This window comes from Ruegeria sp. BG9 (genome assembly GCF_056538305.1).
The window spans coordinates 44,664-60,966 of the sequence record NZ_JBQFSY010000009.1; the positions used below are offsets into that span (position 1 = coordinate 44,664).

Consider the following 16,303-nt stretch of genomic DNA (forward strand, 5'->3'; position numbering starts at 1 on the left):
ACCTGCCGCCGCCGAACCCAATATGGTGTTGCTTCGGTTCTTTCGATTCCTGTTGAAAGCTAAGAGGGAAACCGGTGAAAAACCGGCGCTGCCCCCGCAACTGTAAGCGGAGAGTTCGGCTGAACACGCCACTGAAAGCGTGCTTTTGGGAAGGCCAGTCAGAACGATGATCCGCAAGCCAGGAGACCTGCCGCAAGCGTGAATGAAAACCACGAACGGAGGGTTCGGGGGCGTGTGACGGGCCTTTTTTTGCCCAAGGCGTCCTCGGCTTTGATTAAAGGGACAGAGGACGACATGAGCATTACCGTATATTCCAAACCCGCATGCGTACAATGCACCGCCACCACCCGCGCGCTGGATGCAAAAGGCATCACCTATGACGTCATCGACCTGACCCAGGACGACAGCGCCATGACCCATGTGACCGAGCTGGGCTATCGTCAGGCCCCTGTCGTTGTGGCAGGCAGTGATCACTGGTCGGGTTTCCGCCCGGACATGATCGCCCAACTGGCCTGACCCATGGCCGCGCCGACCCCGGCGCTGGTCTATTTCTCATCGAAATCCGGAAACACCCACCGCTTTGTCTCGCGGCTGGGCCTGACCTCTTTCCGCATTCCGAGTGGAATGGACCCGCTGCCTGACCCCGGACTCCCCTATGTGCTGATCAGCCCCACCTACGCCGACGGCGAAGGGCGCGGGGCGGTTCCGAAACAGGTGATCCGGTTCCTGAACGACCCGGACAGACGCGCCGGGATCGTTGGGGTGATCGGCACAGGCAACCGCAATTTCGGTGCGACCTACGCTTTGGCCGGTCGCATCATCGCCCAGAAATGCAACGTACCGCTGCTCTACACATTCGAGCTGGCCGGAACAGAGACCGACATCGCCCGCGTCCGCGCCGGGCTGGAAAAACTAGGGAGAAACCTATGCTCGACAGCAGCGTAAACGAGCAGGACTATCACGCGTTGAACGCGATGCTGAACCTCTACGATGGTGAGGGTAAGATCCGGTTCGATGCCGATCGTATGGCCGCACGGCAGTATTTCCTGCAGCACGTCAACCAGAACACCGTGTTCTTCCACTCGCTGGACGAAAAGCTCGGGTATCTGGTGTCCGAGGGCTACTATGAAGAGGCCGTTCTGGACCAGTATTCCAAGAACTTCATGCGCAAAATCTGGGATGCGGCCTATGCCAAGAAGTTCCGGTTCCCGACCTTTCTGGGCGCGTTCAAATATTACACCTCTTATACGCTGAAAACCCGTGATGGGCAGCGTTTCCTGGAACGCTATGAGGATCGCGTCGTCATGACCGCGCTGGCGCTGGCGCGCGGCGATGAGGCGCTGGCCCTGTCCTTCATGGAAGAAATCCTCGACGGCCGCTTCCAGCCCGCCACGCCCACCTTCCTGAACGCGGGCAAAGCCTCACGCGGCGAGCTGATCTCATGCTTCCTGCTGCGGTTGGAAGACAACATGGAGAGCATCGGTCGAGGCATCAACTCGGCCCTGCAACTGTCCAAGCGCGGTGGTGGTGTGGCGCTGCTGCTGACCAATATCCGCGAGCACGGCGCACCGATCAAAGGGATCGAGAACCAGTCCTCGGGCGTGATCCCGGTGATGAAACTGCTAGAGGACAGCTTCTCTTACGCCAACCAGCTGGGTGCGCGGCAAGGTGCGGGTGCGGTGTATCTGAACGCGCACCACCCGGACATCATGCGCTTCCTCGACACCAAACGCGAAAACGCGGATGAGAAAATCCGTATCAAAACGCTGAGCCTTGGCGTGGTGATCCCCGACATCACTTTCGAGTTGGCGAAGAAAAACGCTGATATGTACCTGTTCTCACCCCATGACGTGGAAAAGGTTTACGGCGTGCCGTTCTCGGAAATCTCGGTAAGCGAGAAGTATCACGAGATGGTCGATGACAAGCGCATCCGTAAATCCAAGGTCAATGCGCGTGAGTTTTTCCAGACCATTGCCGAGATCCAGTTCGAATCCGGTTACCCCTACGTGATGTTCGAAGACACGGTGAACCGGATGAACCCCATTGCGGGCCGAATTAACATGTCAAACCTGTGTTCCGAGATTTTGCAGGTCAATGAAGCGTCCGAGTTCAACGATGACCTCAGCTATTCGCATCTGGGCACGGATATTTCCTGCAACCTCGGCTCGCTGAACATTGCCAAGACGATGGATGGCGGCGATCTGGGCCGCACTGTCGGCGCTGCGATCCGGGCGCTGACGGCGGTGTCCGAGATGTCGGCAATCGACTCCGTGCCCTCGGTGCGTCGCGGCAATGATGAAAGCCACGCGATTGGTCTGGGACAGATGAACCTGCACGGCTTCCTCGCCCGCGAACACATCCACTATGGCTCGCCTGAGGGGGTCGAGTTCACATCCGTGTACTTCGCGGCCATGGCCTACCACGCGATCCGCACCTCCTGCGAGCTAGCGCAGGAGCGTAAGGCGTCCTTCAAAGGGTTCGAGACGTCAGACTATGCCTCGGGCAACTTCTTCGACAAATACACCACCCGTGACTGGCTACCCGAAAGCGAGCGGGTCAAGGCACTGTTCGACGGCATGACCCTGCCCACCCGCGACGACTGGGCAGCGTTGAAGGCAGATGTGATGAAACACGGCCTCTATAACCGCAACCTTCAGGCCGTGCCGCCGACAGGGTCGATCAGCTATATCAACAATTCGACCTCTTCGATCCACCCCATCGTCTCGAAGATCGAAATCCGCAAAGAGGGTAAGATTGGTCGCGTCTACTACCCGGCGGCTTTCATGAACAATGAAAACCTCGAATACTACCGCGATGCCTATGAGATCGGCCCTGAGGCGCTGATCGACACCTATGCAGCGGCGACCGAGCATGTGGATCAAGGCCTGTCACTGACCCTGTTCTTCCCGGCCGAGGCGACGACCCGCGATATCAACCGTGCGCAGATCTACGCGTGGAAGAAAGGCATCAAAACCATCTACTACGTACGTCTGCGCCAGGAAGCCCTTGAAGGTACCGAGGTGCAGGGCTGCGTATCCTGCTCGCTGTAAGGGGAAACGATATGAAAGACATGATCCAAACCAAGATCCCCCGCGCCATCAACTGGAACCGGCTGGAAGATGACAAGGACCTTGAGGTCTGGAATCGCCTGACGGTCAATTTCTGGCTGCCGGAGAAAGTGCCGCTTTCCAACGATATCCAAAGCTGGGCGACGCTGACGGACCATGAAAAGCAGCTGACCATCCGCGTTTTTACCGGCCTGACCCTGCTGGACACAATCCAGAACACGGTCGGTGCCCCTGCCCTAATGCCCGATGCCGTAACCCCGCATGAAGAGGCCGTGCTGACCAACATCGCCTTTATGGAGGCGGTGCACGCGCGCAGCTACTCTTCGATCTTCTCGACGCTCTGTTCGACCAAGGAGATCGATGAGGCGTTCCGCTGGTCCGAAGAGAATCCCCATCTGCAGGCCAAGGCCGAGGCGATCCTGAACACATACGCTCCGGGCAATGACCCGCTGAAACGCAAGATCGCGTCGGTGTTTCTGGAAAGTTTCCTGTTCTATTCCGGCTTCTACTTGCCGATGTATTGGTCCAGCCGGGCCAAGCTGACCAACACCGCCGACCTGATCCGCCTGATCATCCGAGATGAGGCCGTGCATGGCTATTACATCGGCTACAAATTCCAGCGCGGCTACGAGAAGCTCTCTGAGGCGGAACAGCAGGAGTTGAAGGATTATGCCTTTGGCTTGATGTTCGAGCTTTACGGGATCGAGAACCAATACACCGAGGAACTCTATGACGAACTCGGCCTGACCGAGGATGTGAAGGTCTTCCTCCACTACAACGCCAACAAAGCGTTGCAGAACCTCGGGTTCGAGGCCCTGTTCCCGCCCGAAGTCTCCGAGGTCAACCCGGCGATTCTGGCGGCGCTCAGCCCAGACAGTGAGAACCACGACTTCTTCTCGGGCTCCGGCTCCTCCTATGTCATCGGCAAGGCGGTAGCGACCGAGGACGAAGATTGGGATTTCTGATGGCAAAGGACACTCTGACCATCGTTCGGGACTGGCACGAAGCCTTTGACGTGCCGGTCGTGGACGCACCCGCAATCCCCGAGACGCGCGCACAGATGCGGTTGGCGATCCTAGAAGAGGAAGTTGCGGAGCTGCGCGCAGCGGTGGAGGATGGCAATCTGGTCGAGGTGCTAGATGCCCTGTGTGACATCCAATACGTGCTGGACGGCACCTTTCTGGAATTCGGCCTACACAGTGTCAAACAAGCTGCGATGGAGGAAGTCCACGCCTCGAACATGTCCAAGCTGGGCGCCGATGGGAAACCGGTTCTTCGCGAAGATGGCAAGGTGCTGAAAGGCCCGACCTTCCGCCGGCCCGACCTCGCCCGTTTCCTTGAGGATGGCTAACTCTGCCTTGGCTTAGAAGAACAGCATCGGCCCAAATTAACAGGGCGAGTAAATCCCCGCCCTTTTTCACGTCAACTGATCTTCGACTGGATCAGCTGCAGTTCAGCGGAACCGCAAAGCCCGAGCTACGATCGGATGAGCCCTTGCTGTAGACATCTCCTGCAGGCAGGCAACCGGTAAAGCGTTCGGTTTCTCTACCAAACGCCGCCCCCACAGAGTTATCGACCCGAGTGCTGTTGGAGCGAGTCCGAACGACACCGAATAGGGTGCCGTTCACATTCACCGTGCTCAGATACAGGTTCTGACTGCTTCCCGATAGTTCCACCGCGTTTGCAGGCGACTGACCGCCGTTTTCGATCGCCACACCGGCAATCTTATCGATCCCGACCTTGTCGGATAGGACTGAGACAGTCGGCAATTCCGCAAGCTCGGCCGGGACATTGGTCGCTGGCGGTAAGAAGGCGACGGCTCCCGGAACATCGGACACCGTGCGCGGTTCACCATCAATCCCGGTGAACCCGACACCTTGGCGATTGAAGGGGTCTTCACAAGCCGCGAGGGTCAAAACGGCGATTGTCGGTAGCAAGATTTTTTTCATGGCGGTCAACATTTTGTGGCGATTTGCTAAACCGTAGCGGTAGCGAGATGTAAAAAGCAAGCCGCGGCAGGTGCGAAGGGGCCTGGCGCTGATGCGTCCCTGCAACGGACCTGTTCCCTTCGCATGGCCGCACCAGCGTACGCGTCCGAAAGAAAAAGGGCTCTGACAACTCAGAGCCCTTTTCAAAATGTCCAATTGGAACGGCAGATTACTTAATCTTGCCTTCCTTGTACTCGACATGTTTCCGAACGACCGGGTCGTATTTACGAATGGTCATTTTCTCGGTCATCGTACGCGCGTTTTTCTTGGTCACGTAGAAGTGGCCCGTGCCCGCGGTCGAGTTCAGGCGGATCTTGATTGTCGTCGGCTTCGCCATGGTTATCTCCTGCGTCCGAAAAGGCAGGGCCTTCCGGTTGAATTCCTATGAGCGTGCGCTTTTACCCCGTCGCGCGCCCGAGTCAACCGGATTCCGCAAGTGAGGCGCACAAAAGCTGAGTTGCACGCTTGCACCGGATTTGGCGCAATCACGCTTTCGTGATATGGTCGCGCAATTCGAACGACCCAGAAGCCGGCGCCAAGCCCGGCCTTCGAGGCATACATATCAGGCTCGACCCTAATACGGCAGATTACGTTTAAGCGTGTTTGGGGGTTAATCATGACAGAATGGAAACTGCAGGCCGAAGAGCTGGCCAATTGTAACTGCAACTTCGGCTGCCCTTGCCAGTTCAGTGTTCTACCCACCCATGGCAATTGCGAAGCTGTTGTGGTCTTCGATATTGAATCCGGCCACTACGGCGACACAGACCTTGCCGGTGTGCGGGCAGCAGGGGTGTATCACTGGCCCGGCCCGATCCATGAAGGCAATGGTCAGATGCAGTTGATCATCGACGAAAGCGCCTCTGCCGATCAGCGCGCCGCGTTGCAGGCCATCATGACTGGCGAAGACACCGATGAAATGGCGACTATGTGGTACGTCTTCAGCGCAATGGCGCCCAAGAAACACGAAACTCTGTACGTTCCGATCGAACTGGACTGGAGCCGCGAGGACCGGACCGGCTATGCGAAAGTGACCGGTGTGTTCGATGTGAAAGTCAGACCGATCCCCAATATCGTAACAGGCGATCCGCATCGTGCGGCGTTCCATCTGCCCAACGGGTTCGAATATCGCACCGCCGAGGCGGCCTCGGGCTCGGCCCAGACCACGGGCGCTGCGATCAGCCTGGCCTTTGATGCGACCCACGCGCATCTGGCGCATCTCAACATCTCGGGACACGGGGTTCTGGGCGCTTAGGCCGGGTGTCCAATGACTGAATCCCCACCACCGAGCCATTTGGTTGATCGGGTCCTTCGGCATGACCGTAGCGTTGTTCTGGTCTGTGTCGCGCTGATCATTCTTGCGGCGTCATGGTACACGATTGCCGGGGTTGGCATGAACATGACCGCCGTGGACATGACCCGGATGGCCCGCCCGATTGGCAACCCAATGCAGATGGCGACCGAGGTAGATTGGACGGCGCCTTATGCCGTGCTGATCTTCCTAATGTGGTGGGTGATGATGATCGCGATGATGACACCCAGCGCCGCCCCTACTGTTCTGCTGTTCATGGCTTTGAAACGGGTCGGGCCGGACAAGGACAATACGGCGCGGTTGAGCCTGTTTTTTCTGGCCGGGTATCTGGTGGCCTGGGCCTTGTTCAGCGTGCTAGCAACCGGCGCACAATGGCTGCTGGAAGGTGTTGGGCTGTCCGATGGCCCGATGATGACCATCCGCTCTCGGACGGCAGCCGGGTGCGTTATGATCGCAGCGGGGCTGTACCAGCTCTCCAGCCTCAAAACCGCCTGTCTGCGCCATTGCCGCAGCCCGGCGCGTTTTCTGGCCGATCACAACAGACCCTACGCCTACGGCGCATTCCGCACCGGCGCGCTGCACGGAGCTTATTGTCTAGGCTGCTGCTGGGCCCTGATGCTGCTGCTGTTCGTGGGCGGAGTAATGAACCTCTATTGGATCGTCGGCGTCGCCATTTACGTCGCGTTGGAGAAGTTGATGCCGCACGCCATGTGGCTGGTGCCCACGACGGGCGCGGTGCTGATCGTTCTTGGCGTCTGGCTGGTGGTCGTGCCTTAGCGCACGCCTCGGATCGGATTTCAGGCCAAAGGACCGGCCCAATCAAAGGTCCCTCAACTTCAGCCAGGAGGCATCCATGCCTGTTTTTATCACCTATGCATCCTATTCACAGAAAGGCGCGAAGGGGATGGTCGGCAAACCATCCGATCGGACGGACGCCGTAAAAGCGCTGTTGAAAAAGGTCGGTGCCAAGCTTTTGGCCTTCTACATCACGACGGGGGATAACGACGTGGTTGTCATCAGCGAAGCACCAGACGAGACGGACGCAGTTGCAGTTGGCATGGCGGTCGCCGCCTCTGGCGCGGTATCCAAAATAGAAACCGTAAGGGCCTGGAAAGCCAAGGACTTCGTGGCGGTTCAGAAGAAGGCTGCGAAACTGGTCGGGGCCTATACGCCACCCGGAAACTGACAATAGGATACGCGCGGAGGGCCTGTAAGCCGGATCTTGTTCCGGGGTTGCCCCCTTCGATGACCATTCCTCTAGGCCGTGCATTGCTGCGCGGCTCAAGCTGCCAACCCGGTCCCTCTCGGCCAAGACGCGCTTAGCGGTGGTATCGGCAGACGCCGACCATCCCGCGCGGGGACCCTATTTGGCATTGCTCCCGGTGGGGCTTGCCGTGCCGCCGCTGTTGCCAGCGGCGCGGTGGGCTCTTACCCCACCGTTTCACCCTTACCTTTGACCGAAGCCGCAGGCGGTCTGATTTCTGTGGCGCTTTCCGTCGGGTTGCCCCGCCCGGGCGTTACCCGGCACCGTTGCCTTGTGGAGTCCGGACTTTCCTCTCGGGTCTTGCGACCCCAGCGGCCATCCGGCCCTCCGCGCAGAGGGGTGGGTATGCTGTGTTCCCGGTCGCGTCAAGGGTGGATGGGGTGGAGGAAGGGGCCAGCCCCTTCTTGGCCTTTGGCCAATTCATCCCCGAGATATTTTTGGCCAGATGAAGAGCGGATCAGGTTGTGCGTGGGGTCGACCTGAGCGCCTTGAAATCGGCAAGTGAGATCGGACCTGTACCCCAGGGGCGGTATCGTAGGCGGATGGCAGCCAGAAGTGTCTCGTTCGGGACATCGGCAGTGAAACCTGCGGCGCGGGCCAGTGTGCGGAAGTTGTCGCACGTGATGTCTGCCGGGGCGGTTTGGGCTCCGCGCGCGGCGGCCAAACCCTGACGTTCGAGTCGCTGCCAGTCGAACTTTGCTCCGGGGTCACTTTTTCGGCCGGGGGCCATATCGGAATGGCCGATCACGCCCTCGGGCGGAATCGCCCAGCGCGACATGATCTGTGGCAAGAGGGTTTCCAACACTGCCATCTGCAGATCCGAGAAAGGGTGTGCCCCGGTATTGTCCAGCTCGATCCCGATGGAGCGCGAGTTGATGTCGGTCTGACCATGCCATTCGCCCGCACCGGCGTGCCATGCACGGTCCTCTTCGCGCACCATCTGCCAGAGCGTGCCATCAGAACCGATCAGGTAGTGCGCCGAGACCTCGGCTTGTGGGTCACAGAGGCGCTCCAGCGCGGCCTGAGCGGTATCCATCGCGGTGTAGTGCAGGACAATCAGAGTCGGCGTCAGGCCATCGCGGCGGGGGCCGAAATTCGGCGAAGCGTGCCAGACCGGCGCAGGCTTAGTTGTTGATGGCACTGCGGAACGGGCTCGGGTCCCAGCTGCAGGCGTAGCCGTCGCCATCCGGGTCCAGTCCTTTGCGGTCGCGCTGTGGCCCTCCGTTCGACAGAAAAGCGATCTGGGCCTGGTCGGGCGAGGGGAATTGTGCGCAGTTGCGCTGTGCTTTGGCCTGCAGGTTGAACCCCGCGCGACTGAAAAGCTGGGTGCCCACAGGGTTGGATGTGCTGAGTGCGTATTGCACGATGTTGGGCTGGCCGTCGCTGCCACGTTCAGGCACGGCCGTGGGGGCAACCACTTCATAGGTCTGGCGGTTCTGTTCGATGCGAGCAGCGTCGGATTCGATGCTGCGGCGCTCGGACACGGCTCCGAAATCCTGTTCGTCGGAGATGCCGATATTGTTGGGCACGGGAGTGACCGTTGGCTGCGCCGAAGTGCTGGCCAAAGCCGCCGCCGTCTGATTGGCAATATCGGCATTGGCACCGGTCGCAACTGCCAGGTTCGACGCCGAACCCGGTGCACCTAGGGCCTGCTCCGAAACATCCACCGGGGCAAGCAGTGGGTTTACGACGTTCCCCTGCCCGGACAGTTGAGCCTCACGCTGGGCCTGATACTCGGGCGTGTTGAAACCGGTTCCGCCAATCGGTGTGACCGTATCACAGGCGGCGATCAGCGAGATCGCCGCGATGAGAGGCAAAGAGCGCATGCTGCGCCTCCGTGTCTGATGTCTTTCAGGCCCGAGGCTTACCACCATTTCGACGGTTTTGCCACAAAACCAGCGGCGTTTTCCAACGCATAGGCGGTATTGAGCAGATCGCCTTCTTCCCAGGGCCGACCGATCAGTTGCAGACCCAGCGGCAGCCCTTGTTTATCGAGCCCTGCAGGCACCGAGATCCCCGGCAGACCGGCAAGGTTCACAGTCACGGTGAAGACGTCGTTCAAGTACATTTGAACGGGGTCGGCCTCAGTCATCTCGCCCAGTCCGAAGGATGCGGACGGGGTGGCCGGGGTCAGAATCGCGTCGACGCCTGCCGCGAAGACATCCTCGAAATCCTTCTTGATCAGGGTCCGGACCTTGCGGGCGCGGTTGTAGTAGGCGTCGTAGAAGCCCGCCGACAGCACGTAAGTGCCGACCATTACACGGCGCTGCACCTCGTGACCGAAGCCTTCGGCGCGGGTTTTTTCATACATCTCGGTGATACCGTCACCCTGAGACAGCTGCGCGCGGCGACCATAACGTACGCCATCATAGCGGGCGAGGTTCGAGGACGCCTCGGCAGGCGCAATCACATAATACGCAGGCAGCGCGTATTTGGTGTGCGGCAGCGAGATATCGACGATCTCGGCGCCCGCGTCTTTCAGCATCGCGGCGCCATCGGACCAGAGCTTTTCGATCTCGGCAGGCATACCGTCCATGCGGTATTCTTTCGGGATACCGATCTTTTTGCCTTTGATGTCGCCGGTCAGCATCGCCTCAAAATTCGGGACGGCCAGTTCGGCGCTGGTGGAATCCTTGGCGTCATGGCCACACATGGTTTCCAGCATGATCGCCGCGTCGCGTACGTTTTTGGTCATCGGACCGGCCTGATCCAGCGAGGAGGCAAACGCGACGATGCCCCAGCGCGAGCAACGGCCATAAGTCGGCTTGATACCGGTGATACCAACAAAAGCTGCAGGCTGACGGATCGAACCGCCGGTATCGGTGCCGGTCGCGGCCAGGCACAGATCTGCGGCCACAGCAGACGCCGAGCCACCCGACGAACCGCCCGGTGTCAGCTGCGCGTCGTCATTGCCGCGACGCCACGGGCTGACTGCGTTGCCATAGACGGAGGTTTCGTTGGACGAGCCCATGGCGAATTCGTCCATGTTCAGTTTGCCCAGCATGACAGCACCGGCATCGGCCAGTTGCTGAGACACGGTGGATTCGTATTCGGGCTTGAAGCCTTCCAGAATTTTGGATGCCGCCTGCGAGGGCACGCCCTTGGTACAGAATAGGTCCTTGATACCGATCGGCAGACCACACATTGACGGCGCGTCGCCGCCCTTGATCCGTTCATCCGCAGCCTTGGCGCGTTCCAGTGCGATCTCGGGCGTCTTGTGGACAAAAGCATTCAGCGCGTCGGCTTCATCAATGGCCTTCAGGCAGGACTCGGTCAGTTCAACCGAGGTCACATCACCCTTGCGCAGCGCATCGCGGGCCTCGGCCAGGCCCAGTTTGTTCAGATCGCTCATGTCTTACTCCACCACTTTGGGGACTGCGAAAAAGCCTTCGCGCGCATCGGGGGCGTTGGCCAGAACCTTGTCCTGCTGGTTTCCGTCGGTGACCACATCCTCACGACGTTTCAGGCGCATCGGCTCGACCGAGACCATCGGCTCGACGCCTTCGACATCCACTTCGTTCAGTTGCTCGATGAACCCAAGGATGGTGTTGAACTCGGACGCCAGCGCGGGCAGCGCGTCATCCTCGACCTTGATCCGGGCCAGTTTGGCCACCTTGGCGGCGGTGCTTTGGTCAATCGACATCGGAAAACCTCATATGCGTTAGGGGGCATTTACCCGTCCGGGGTCCGGGTCGCAAGAGCGCGATAAGGTCTGCCCTGGCATCATCTGACATGGCCTCTTTTCCATTTTGCATACCTCCCATGCAAAAAAGTAAACCGTTTGGTTCATTTCTACTCTTGAAAAACTGAACTGAACTGTTCATTTCTATTCCACGGCACAGCCAAAACCCGGAGTAGAGACATGAAACCCTTCCTGATTGCATTTGTAGTGGCCACCACTGTTGTAGCGTCGCAAGCACAGGCTTTTGGCCCAACAATGAATACCCTGACACCTGATCTGACCTTCCCCACTCCTGCCCCCGAGGTTGTCAGCCAGGATCAGGTCGAGACGAACAAGTGATAGACCCCCTGCCCCGGGTCGGGTGATAACTGCCCGGCCCGGACGGCAACAATTGACTGCTGCTCTTTTCGACGCGACCCGCTACGGTAGACCGAGTGATGCGCCGAACCGTAAGATTGGTTCGGCAAGAACCAACGGAGCAGAAGATGAGCGCGCGCAAGCAAGCCGTTCTGGACGCGATTGATGCGGCCAACAGGCAAGACCCCAACATCGAAGACGGCCAACCGGTCGAGCTGATCTATGGCCAGCGCATGAGCGCCGAGATGGACAGGCTGTTCCCTGACGCCTCGGACATGTTGCAGATTGCCGCCCGTGGGCAGCATGTTGAACGCTGGAAGCTGGCGCGCAGTGAATATCCCGAAGGTCGTGCCGGATATCTGGCCTGGCGCAAGGCGCAGGGTGTCCATCACGCTGAGGTTGTCATGGGCCTGATGCAGCAGGCCGGATACGACGCGGATGACATCGACGCGACCGGTCGCATGCTACGCAAGCAAGGCATCAAGCGCGATGATGAGGTTCAGGCGCTTGAGGATGTCATCTGCTTTGTGTTCCTGAAATGGTATTTCGCGCCTTTCGCCGCAAAACACTCGGCCGAAAAGATTCAGAGTATTGTCGAAAAGACAGCCCGGAAGATGTCAGCCGAAGGCCGCGCGCGGGTATTGAAGGAGTTCGATCTGCCCGACAACCTGGCTGCTGCGTTTCAGGACTGAGATGCGCGGATCATGTGCCTGCGATAGACCTCGATCATCCAGCCCAGCATGGTTGCGTTCAGGATGTGCCACATGAAATGCGTGCCAAGGGGGAGCTGCATACATAGTGGTTCATCCAACGCGCGGAAGGTGATCGAGGCGATCAGGATAAACGCACCAATCGCTAACCCTCGGGCCGTTTCCAGCGTGCGATTGCGCAGCAGAAACGCATAGATCAGAATCAGCAGCGGCACCGGAGCGTATGCGGCGGAGCCCCCTAACCCCGGAACCAGTTGAAACAGCGGCAGGGTCGCGGCGGCATAGGGAATGAAAAGCGCGGTCACCATCGCGGCGGGCAGCGGACGCATCCGCCAGACGTCCCGATTGATCGCAAAGATATAGATCAGAATATACAGAAGGATCGGCGCGACATCGGCCAACGCTGCCCAGACCTGCGCGTGGGTGTGAAACAGATAGCTGCCGATCCCGATCGCGGCGAGAATCACAACCAGCAGCATCGCCAGAGGCATCCCCTGCCCGCGCACCCTGCGCCACATGATGAAAGCCGCGATCAGAAACGCAGCGTTGGTTACCGCGTTGATCGGCTCGGCCCAATAGGCGGGGGTAAGGCGTTCGCAATACCCATCAATTTCCTGAAACCAATCCATGAACTTTTACATAACGGATGCTAGTGTGATGCCAATAGGCATCGCAGGAGGATTTCTCATGAACATCATTTGGTTGGGCCATGGCAGCTTTCGCATTGAAACCGAAGGTCAGGTGCTGCTGGTCGACCCTTGGCTGACCGGCAACCCGTCACTGCCCGAGGATCAGCATGATGCAGCCGTCGAAGGTGCCACGCATATCCTTCTGACCCACACGCATTTCGACCATGTCGTCGACATCCTGCCTTTGGCCAAACACCTGAAGGTGCCGGTGGTCGGTCAGTACGACCTCATGGGTTATTGGGCCGAGGCCGAAGGGATCGAGACCATCGGCTTCAACAAAGGCGGAACTGTCAATCTGAACGGCATCAAGGTCACGATGGTGCCTGCCTCGCACAGCTCGACCTTCTCGACCCCAGACGGGCTGCGCACCGGCGGCAGTGAGGTTGGGTTCATGATCGCAGCCGAGGGGCGTATGCTCTATGTCTCCGGTGATACCGATGTGATGGCGGATATGGATTGGATGGCGGATTACTACAAACCCGATATCGGCATTTTGTCGGCGGGCGGACATTTCACCATGGATATGAAAGCCACCGCCTATGCCGCCAAACGGTATTTCAATTTCAAAACGGTGATTCCCTGCCACTACAAAACCTTCCCCATACTTGAGCAATCCGCGCAGACACTGATCGACGGTCTGCCAGGTGTGGACGTGATCGAACCTGAAGTCATGAAAGCGATCTCTCTCTGATGCCTGCGTCAGATTTCAGCGCGCAGGAATACGCGGACCGTCTGAGCAAGACCCGCGCGGCGATGAACGCGCGCGGGATTGAGACTCTGCTGGTCACCGACCCATCCAACATGGCCTGGCTTACCGGGTATGACGGCTGGAGCTTCTACGTCCCGCAGATGGTGATCCTACCCGCACAAGGCGCGCCTCTGTGGTGGGGGCGCACGCAGGACAAGGCCGGTGCCGCGCAGACCACCTGGCTTGACCGGCCCGACTTGTTGGACTGGCCGGAAGAGCACGTTCAGCATCCCGACCACCATCCGGTCGACGCTTTGGTTCTCGTGCTGCGCGACCGGGACTGGACCCGAGGGCTGGGCGTCGAGATGGACAATTACTACTACTCCGCCGCCAGCCACCGCATTCTTGAGCGCGCCTTCGGTGAAACGATCGATGCCACGGGTCTGGTGAACTTGCAGCGTGCGGTCAAAAGCGACGCCGAGATCGACATGATGCGCAAGGCGGGCCAGTTGACAGCGCATATGCATGGGGTGCTGCGCGAGGCGTTTCGCGAAGGCCTGCCTAAAAACCAACTGGTCGCCCAAGTGCAGGCAGCAGGCATCACGGGCCTGCCCGGTTTGGCGGGCGACTACCCGGCGATTGTGCCGATTGCACCCTCGGGGCGTGAAGCCTCGGCTTCGCATATCACCTGGAATGACCGGCCTTTGGCGCGCGGAGAGGCCACCTATTTCGAGATCTCCGGCTGCTATCGACGGTATCACTGCCCGGCCAGCCGCAGTCTGTTTCTGGGCGATCCACCGGATGACATCCGCCGGGCCGAAGCGGCGGTTCTGACGGCAATTGAGGCCACTCTGGCAGCCGCACGCCCCGGCACCACATGCGAGGAAGTCGCCACCTGCGTCTATGACAGTTTCGCCCGCGCCGGATATGAAAAGGCCAACCGCACCGGTTATCCCATCGGCCTCAGCTACCCGCCCGACTGGGGAGAGCGCACGATGAGCCTGCGTCCCGGCGACACCACGGTATTGCAGGAAAACATGACGTTTCACCTGATGCCGGGACTGTGGACTCCGGACTGGGGGCTGGCGATAACCGAAAGCTTTGTCGTGACGCCGGAGGGCGGCCAACCGCTGGCCGATATCCCGCGTGAGATGGTGGTTAAACCCTAGTAGTCACGTTGGCTCGCGAAAAAGCGCCTGAGCAGGTCGGCCGCCTCGTCGGCTGCGATGCCATCATAGACCTCTGGCTTGTGATGGGCCTGCGGGTGCGCAAAAACCCGTGCGCCATGGGCGACTCCACCTGATTTCGGGTCGGACGCCCCGTAGTAGATGCGGCGGATGCGTGCTGCGGCCAAAGCCGCGGCGCACATCGCGCAAGGCTCCAACGTCACATAGAGGTCATGACCGGGCAGCCTTTCTGAGCCTGCCTCGGCGCAGGCGGCGCGTAGAGCCAGTATCTCGGCATGGGCGGTCGGGTCGTTCAGCTCTCGCGTGCGATTCCCGGCAGAGGCAACAACCCGGCCGTCGGACGCGACGATCACCGCGCCGACGGGAACCTCCCCCCGTTCGGCGGCCGCGCGGGCCTCGGCCAGCGCCTTGTCCATATGCGATTTGAACACCATGCCCCTGACTGCCTCAGAAACCTGCCTTTCGCAAGCGGGCGGGATGGGGTATGGCCCTGCCATGAGCAACACCCCTCCTCCAGGCGACCGGATCGCCAAAGTCCTGGCCCGTGCTGGCGTAGCCTCGCGGCGCGAGGCGGAACGCATGATCGAAGCAGGCCGCGTCAGTGTGAACGGCAAGGCTATCAAAAGCCCTGCCCTGAACGTGACCGGCAAAGACAGGATCACCGTCGACGGCAAACCGGTATCGGAACGCGAACCCTCACGCCTGTGGCTGTATTACAAGCCGACCGGTCTGGTGACCACGACCAAGGATGAAAAAGGCCGCGCGACGATCTTTGACGAACTGCCCGAAGGCATGCCTCGGGTGATGTCTGTTGGCCGGTTGGATCTAAACTCCGAAGGGCTGTTGCTGCTGACCAATGATGGCGGCATCAAACGCAAGCTGGAGCTTCCCTCAACCGGTTGGCTGCGGAAATACCGCGTTAGGGTGAATGGACGCCCCAAGGACGAGGATTTCGCCCCCCTGCGCAAAGGTCTGGTGATCGAGGGCGAAAGGTTTCAGCCCATGACCGTCTCGCTTGATCGTCAGCAGGGCGCGAATGCCTGGCTAACCATCGGCCTGCGCGAAGGCAAAAACCGCGAGATCCGCCGCGCGATGGAGGATATCGGCTTTACCGTGAACCGCTTGCTGCGCGTGTCTTACGGGCCGTTCCAACTGGGCGACCTGAAACCGGGTGAGGTTGAAGAGGTCCGCCGCCGCGTACTGCGCGATCAGCTGGGTCTGGATGGGGGTGAAAAACCCGAAGGAACGGCGAAACGCGCGACCCGACCGCAGCGAAAACGCCCTCCGATCGGCAAGAAACCCCGCAAGTGATGCGGGTTTGACAACCTTCCCCCTAGCGCCAAGCCCTCGTATCCCCTAAA

General features: G+C 59.7%; 21 protein-coding genes, 1 other RNA gene and 1 riboswitch. Of the genes, 13 read left to right on the forward strand and 9 right to left on the reverse strand.

Annotated features, from left to right (window positions below; all coding sequences use genetic code 11):
- The first annotated feature begins 17 nt into the window (after positions 1-17).
- A riboswitch (cobalamin riboswitch) is annotated at positions 18-209 on the forward strand.
- A gap of 85 nt (positions 210-294) precedes the next feature.
- The 5 genes from nrdH to ACR0I8_RS16080 are packed head-to-tail and all read left to right on the forward strand — an operon-like array spanning position 295 to position 4,419.
- Positions 295-516 (forward strand): glutaredoxin-like protein NrdH, encoded by a 222-nt coding sequence (gene nrdH / locus ACR0I8_RS16060; protein WP_170374861.1) that lies wholly within the window; start codon positions 295-297, stop codon positions 514-516.
- Between the two features lie 3 nt (positions 517-519).
- The gene (nrdI, locus tag ACR0I8_RS16065) at positions 520-945 is read left to right on the forward strand and encodes a class Ib ribonucleoside-diphosphate reductase assembly flavoprotein NrdI (RefSeq protein ID WP_170691759.1); all 426 of its coding nucleotides are present in this window, start codon (positions 520-522) and stop codon (positions 943-945) included.
- Positions 927-3,050, forward strand: coding sequence for a class 1b ribonucleoside-diphosphate reductase subunit alpha (gene nrdE / locus ACR0I8_RS16070; protein ID WP_170691757.1), 2,124 nt, complete (start codon positions 927-929; stop codon positions 3,048-3,050). Before nrdI ends, nrdE begins: the two co-directional genes overlap by 19 nt.
- 11 nt (positions 3,051-3,061) lie before the next feature.
- Positions 3,062-4,033 carry a class 1b ribonucleoside-diphosphate reductase subunit beta gene (gene nrdF / locus ACR0I8_RS16075; protein ID WP_170374857.1) on the forward strand — a complete coding sequence of 324 codons (972 nt, stop codon included), beginning with the start codon at positions 3,062-3,064 and terminating at the stop codon, positions 4,031-4,033.
- Positions 4,033-4,419: a nucleoside triphosphate pyrophosphohydrolase family protein gene (locus ACR0I8_RS16080; protein WP_170554049.1), complete on the forward strand. Its 387-nt coding sequence runs from the start codon at positions 4,033-4,035 to the stop codon at positions 4,417-4,419. The genes nrdF and ACR0I8_RS16080 overlap by 1 nt, the downstream gene beginning before the upstream one ends.
- A gap of 91 nt (positions 4,420-4,510) precedes the next feature.
- Here the strand turns inward: ACR0I8_RS16080 and ACR0I8_RS16085 are convergent, their stop codons facing one another.
- Together ACR0I8_RS16085 and rpmG are read right to left on the reverse strand one after the other, a co-directional pair.
- Positions 4,511-5,017: a hypothetical protein gene (locus ACR0I8_RS16085; RefSeq protein ID WP_170374852.1), complete on the reverse strand. Its 507-nt coding sequence runs from the start codon at positions 5,015-5,017 to the stop codon at positions 4,511-4,513.
- Between the two features lie 208 nt (positions 5,018-5,225).
- On the reverse strand, positions 5,226-5,393 hold the full coding sequence (rpmG, locus tag ACR0I8_RS16090; RefSeq protein ID WP_037309480.1) for a 50S ribosomal protein L33: 168 nt from the start codon (positions 5,391-5,393) through the stop codon (positions 5,226-5,228).
- Between the two features lie 279 nt (positions 5,394-5,672).
- Here rpmG and ACR0I8_RS16095 point away from each other — a divergent pair, with 279 nt between their 5' ends.
- The 3 genes from ACR0I8_RS16095 (at position 5,673) to ACR0I8_RS16105 (ending at position 7,551) form a co-directional block, all read left to right on the forward strand.
- Positions 5,673-6,308 carry a DUF1326 domain-containing protein gene (locus ACR0I8_RS16095; protein WP_170678302.1) on the forward strand — a complete coding sequence of 212 codons (636 nt, stop codon included), beginning with the start codon at positions 5,673-5,675 and terminating at the stop codon, positions 6,306-6,308.
- A gap of 12 nt (positions 6,309-6,320) precedes the next feature.
- Entirely contained in the window at positions 6,321-7,142 is an 822-nt protein-coding gene (locus ACR0I8_RS16100; RefSeq protein ID WP_170691755.1) for a DUF2182 domain-containing protein, read from the forward strand.
- 76 nt (positions 7,143-7,218) lie between these two features.
- Entirely contained in the window at positions 7,219-7,551 is a 333-nt protein-coding gene (locus tag ACR0I8_RS16105) for a GYD domain-containing protein (RefSeq protein ID WP_170691753.1), read from the forward strand.
- Between the two features lie 9 nt (positions 7,552-7,560).
- Here the strand turns inward: ACR0I8_RS16105 and rnpB are convergent.
- From rnpB to gatC, 5 genes are all read right to left on the reverse strand, one after another.
- Positions 7,561-7,960, reverse strand: an RNA gene (gene rnpB, locus ACR0I8_RS16110) — RNase P RNA component class A.
- A gap of 126 nt (positions 7,961-8,086) precedes the next feature.
- Entirely contained in the window at positions 8,087-8,770 is a 684-nt protein-coding gene (locus tag ACR0I8_RS16115) for an N-acetylmuramoyl-L-alanine amidase (protein ID WP_480703390.1), read from the reverse strand.
- Positions 8,754-9,455, reverse strand: coding sequence for a hypothetical protein (locus ACR0I8_RS16120; RefSeq protein WP_170691750.1), 702 nt, complete (start codon positions 9,453-9,455; stop codon positions 8,754-8,756). Before ACR0I8_RS16120 ends, ACR0I8_RS16115 begins: the two co-directional genes overlap by 17 nt.
- 38 nt (positions 9,456-9,493) lie before the next feature.
- The gene (gene gatA / locus ACR0I8_RS16125; protein ID WP_170691748.1) at positions 9,494-10,981 is read right to left on the reverse strand and encodes an Asp-tRNA(Asn)/Glu-tRNA(Gln) amidotransferase subunit GatA; all 1,488 of its coding nucleotides are present in this window, start codon (positions 10,979-10,981) and stop codon (positions 9,494-9,496) included.
- Positions 10,982-10,984: 3 nt separating this feature from the next.
- Positions 10,985-11,272, reverse strand: a complete 288-nt coding sequence (gatC, locus tag ACR0I8_RS16130) for an Asp-tRNA(Asn)/Glu-tRNA(Gln) amidotransferase subunit GatC (protein WP_170325838.1) — start codon at positions 11,270-11,272, stop codon at positions 10,985-10,987.
- 219 nt (positions 11,273-11,491) lie between these two features.
- Between gatC and ACR0I8_RS16135 the strand changes: the two genes are divergently transcribed.
- Together ACR0I8_RS16135 and ACR0I8_RS16140 are read left to right on the forward strand one after the other, a co-directional pair.
- A complete protein-coding gene (locus ACR0I8_RS16135) occupies positions 11,492-11,650 on the forward strand; it encodes a hypothetical protein (protein ID WP_170691747.1) in 159 nt (52 codons plus the stop codon).
- 146 nt (positions 11,651-11,796) lie between these two features.
- Entirely contained in the window at positions 11,797-12,360 is a 564-nt protein-coding gene (locus ACR0I8_RS16140; RefSeq protein ID WP_170691745.1) for a DUF4202 domain-containing protein, read from the forward strand.
- Here ACR0I8_RS16140 and ACR0I8_RS16145 read toward each other — a convergent pair.
- Complete coding sequence (locus tag ACR0I8_RS16145; RefSeq protein WP_170691743.1) at positions 12,351-13,007, reverse strand: ceramidase domain-containing protein; 657 nt, start codon at positions 13,005-13,007, stop codon at positions 12,351-12,353. The two genes, ACR0I8_RS16140 and ACR0I8_RS16145, sit on opposite strands and share 10 nt — an antisense overlap.
- Positions 13,008-13,065: 58 nt before the next feature.
- On the opposite strand from ACR0I8_RS16145, the gene ACR0I8_RS16150 reads away from it, so the two are divergent.
- Together ACR0I8_RS16150 and ACR0I8_RS16155 are read left to right on the forward strand one after the other, a co-directional pair.
- On the forward strand, positions 13,066-13,758 hold the full coding sequence (locus tag ACR0I8_RS16150) for a metal-dependent hydrolase (RefSeq protein ID WP_170468148.1): 693 nt from the start codon (positions 13,066-13,068) through the stop codon (positions 13,756-13,758).
- Complete coding sequence (locus ACR0I8_RS16155) at positions 13,758-14,924, forward strand: M24 family metallopeptidase (RefSeq protein ID WP_170691741.1); 1,167 nt, start codon at positions 13,758-13,760, stop codon at positions 14,922-14,924. The genes ACR0I8_RS16150 and ACR0I8_RS16155 overlap by 1 nt, the downstream gene beginning before the upstream one ends.
- Here the strand turns inward: ACR0I8_RS16155 and ACR0I8_RS16160 are convergent.
- A complete protein-coding gene (locus ACR0I8_RS16160) occupies positions 14,921-15,376 on the reverse strand; it encodes a nucleoside deaminase (protein WP_170662116.1) in 456 nt (151 codons plus the stop codon). The genes ACR0I8_RS16155 and ACR0I8_RS16160 overlap by 4 nt on opposite strands.
- Before the next feature lie 61 nt (positions 15,377-15,437).
- Between ACR0I8_RS16160 and ACR0I8_RS16165 the strand changes: the two genes are divergently transcribed.
- Positions 15,438-16,253, forward strand: coding sequence for a pseudouridine synthase (locus ACR0I8_RS16165; protein ID WP_480703392.1), 816 nt, complete (start codon positions 15,438-15,440; stop codon positions 16,251-16,253).
- Positions 16,254-16,303: the final 50 nt, after the last annotated feature.

Bases quoted from the DNA above. Each gene is read 5' to 3' on its own strand.
- ACR0I8_RS16135 (WP_170691747.1), top strand. From the start codon at position 11,492: ATGAAACCCTTCCTGATTGCATTTGTAGTGGCCACCACTGTTGTAGCG.
- ACR0I8_RS16105 (WP_170691753.1), top strand. From the start codon at position 7,219: ATGCCTGTTTTTATCACCTATGCATCCTATTCACAGAAAGGCGCGAAG.
- ACR0I8_RS16155 (WP_170691741.1), top strand. From the start codon at position 13,758: ATGCCTGCGTCAGATTTCAGCGCGCAGGAATACGCGGACCGTCTGAGC.
- rpmG (WP_037309480.1), bottom strand. From the start codon at position 5,393: ATGGCGAAGCCGACGACAATCAAGATCCGCCTGAACTCGACCGCGGGC.
- ACR0I8_RS16165 (WP_480703392.1), top strand. From the start codon at position 15,438: ATGAGCAACACCCCTCCTCCAGGCGACCGGATCGCCAAAGTCCTGGCC.
- ACR0I8_RS16080 (WP_170554049.1), top strand. From the start codon at position 4,033: ATGGCAAAGGACACTCTGACCATCGTTCGGGACTGGCACGAAGCCTTT.
- ACR0I8_RS16160 (WP_170662116.1), bottom strand. From the start codon at position 15,376: ATGGTGTTCAAATCGCATATGGACAAGGCGCTGGCCGAGGCCCGCGCG.
- nrdI (WP_170691759.1), top strand. From the start codon at position 520: ATGGCCGCGCCGACCCCGGCGCTGGTCTATTTCTCATCGAAATCCGGA.
- nrdH (WP_170374861.1), top strand. From the start codon at position 295: ATGAGCATTACCGTATATTCCAAACCCGCATGCGTACAATGCACCGCC.
- nrdF (WP_170374857.1), top strand. From the start codon at position 3,062: ATGAAAGACATGATCCAAACCAAGATCCCCCGCGCCATCAACTGGAAC.
- gatC (WP_170325838.1), bottom strand. From the start codon at position 11,272: ATGTCGATTGACCAAAGCACCGCCGCCAAGGTGGCCAAACTGGCCCGG.
- ACR0I8_RS16085 (WP_170374852.1), bottom strand. From the start codon at position 5,017: ATGAAAAAAATCTTGCTACCGACAATCGCCGTTTTGACCCTCGCGGCT.
- ACR0I8_RS16120 (WP_170691750.1), bottom strand. From the start codon at position 9,455: ATGCGCTCTTTGCCTCTCATCGCGGCGATCTCGCTGATCGCCGCCTGT.
- ACR0I8_RS16100 (WP_170691755.1), top strand. From the start codon at position 6,321: ATGACTGAATCCCCACCACCGAGCCATTTGGTTGATCGGGTCCTTCGG.
- ACR0I8_RS16140 (WP_170691745.1), top strand. From the start codon at position 11,797: ATGAGCGCGCGCAAGCAAGCCGTTCTGGACGCGATTGATGCGGCCAAC.
- ACR0I8_RS16145 (WP_170691743.1), bottom strand. From the start codon at position 13,007: ATGGATTGGTTTCAGGAAATTGATGGGTATTGCGAACGCCTTACCCCC.
- ACR0I8_RS16095 (WP_170678302.1), top strand. From the start codon at position 5,673: ATGACAGAATGGAAACTGCAGGCCGAAGAGCTGGCCAATTGTAACTGC.
- ACR0I8_RS16150 (WP_170468148.1), top strand. From the start codon at position 13,066: ATGAACATCATTTGGTTGGGCCATGGCAGCTTTCGCATTGAAACCGAA.
- nrdE (WP_170691757.1), top strand. From the start codon at position 927: ATGCTCGACAGCAGCGTAAACGAGCAGGACTATCACGCGTTGAACGCG.
- gatA (WP_170691748.1), bottom strand. From the start codon at position 10,981: ATGAGCGATCTGAACAAACTGGGCCTGGCCGAGGCCCGCGATGCGCTG.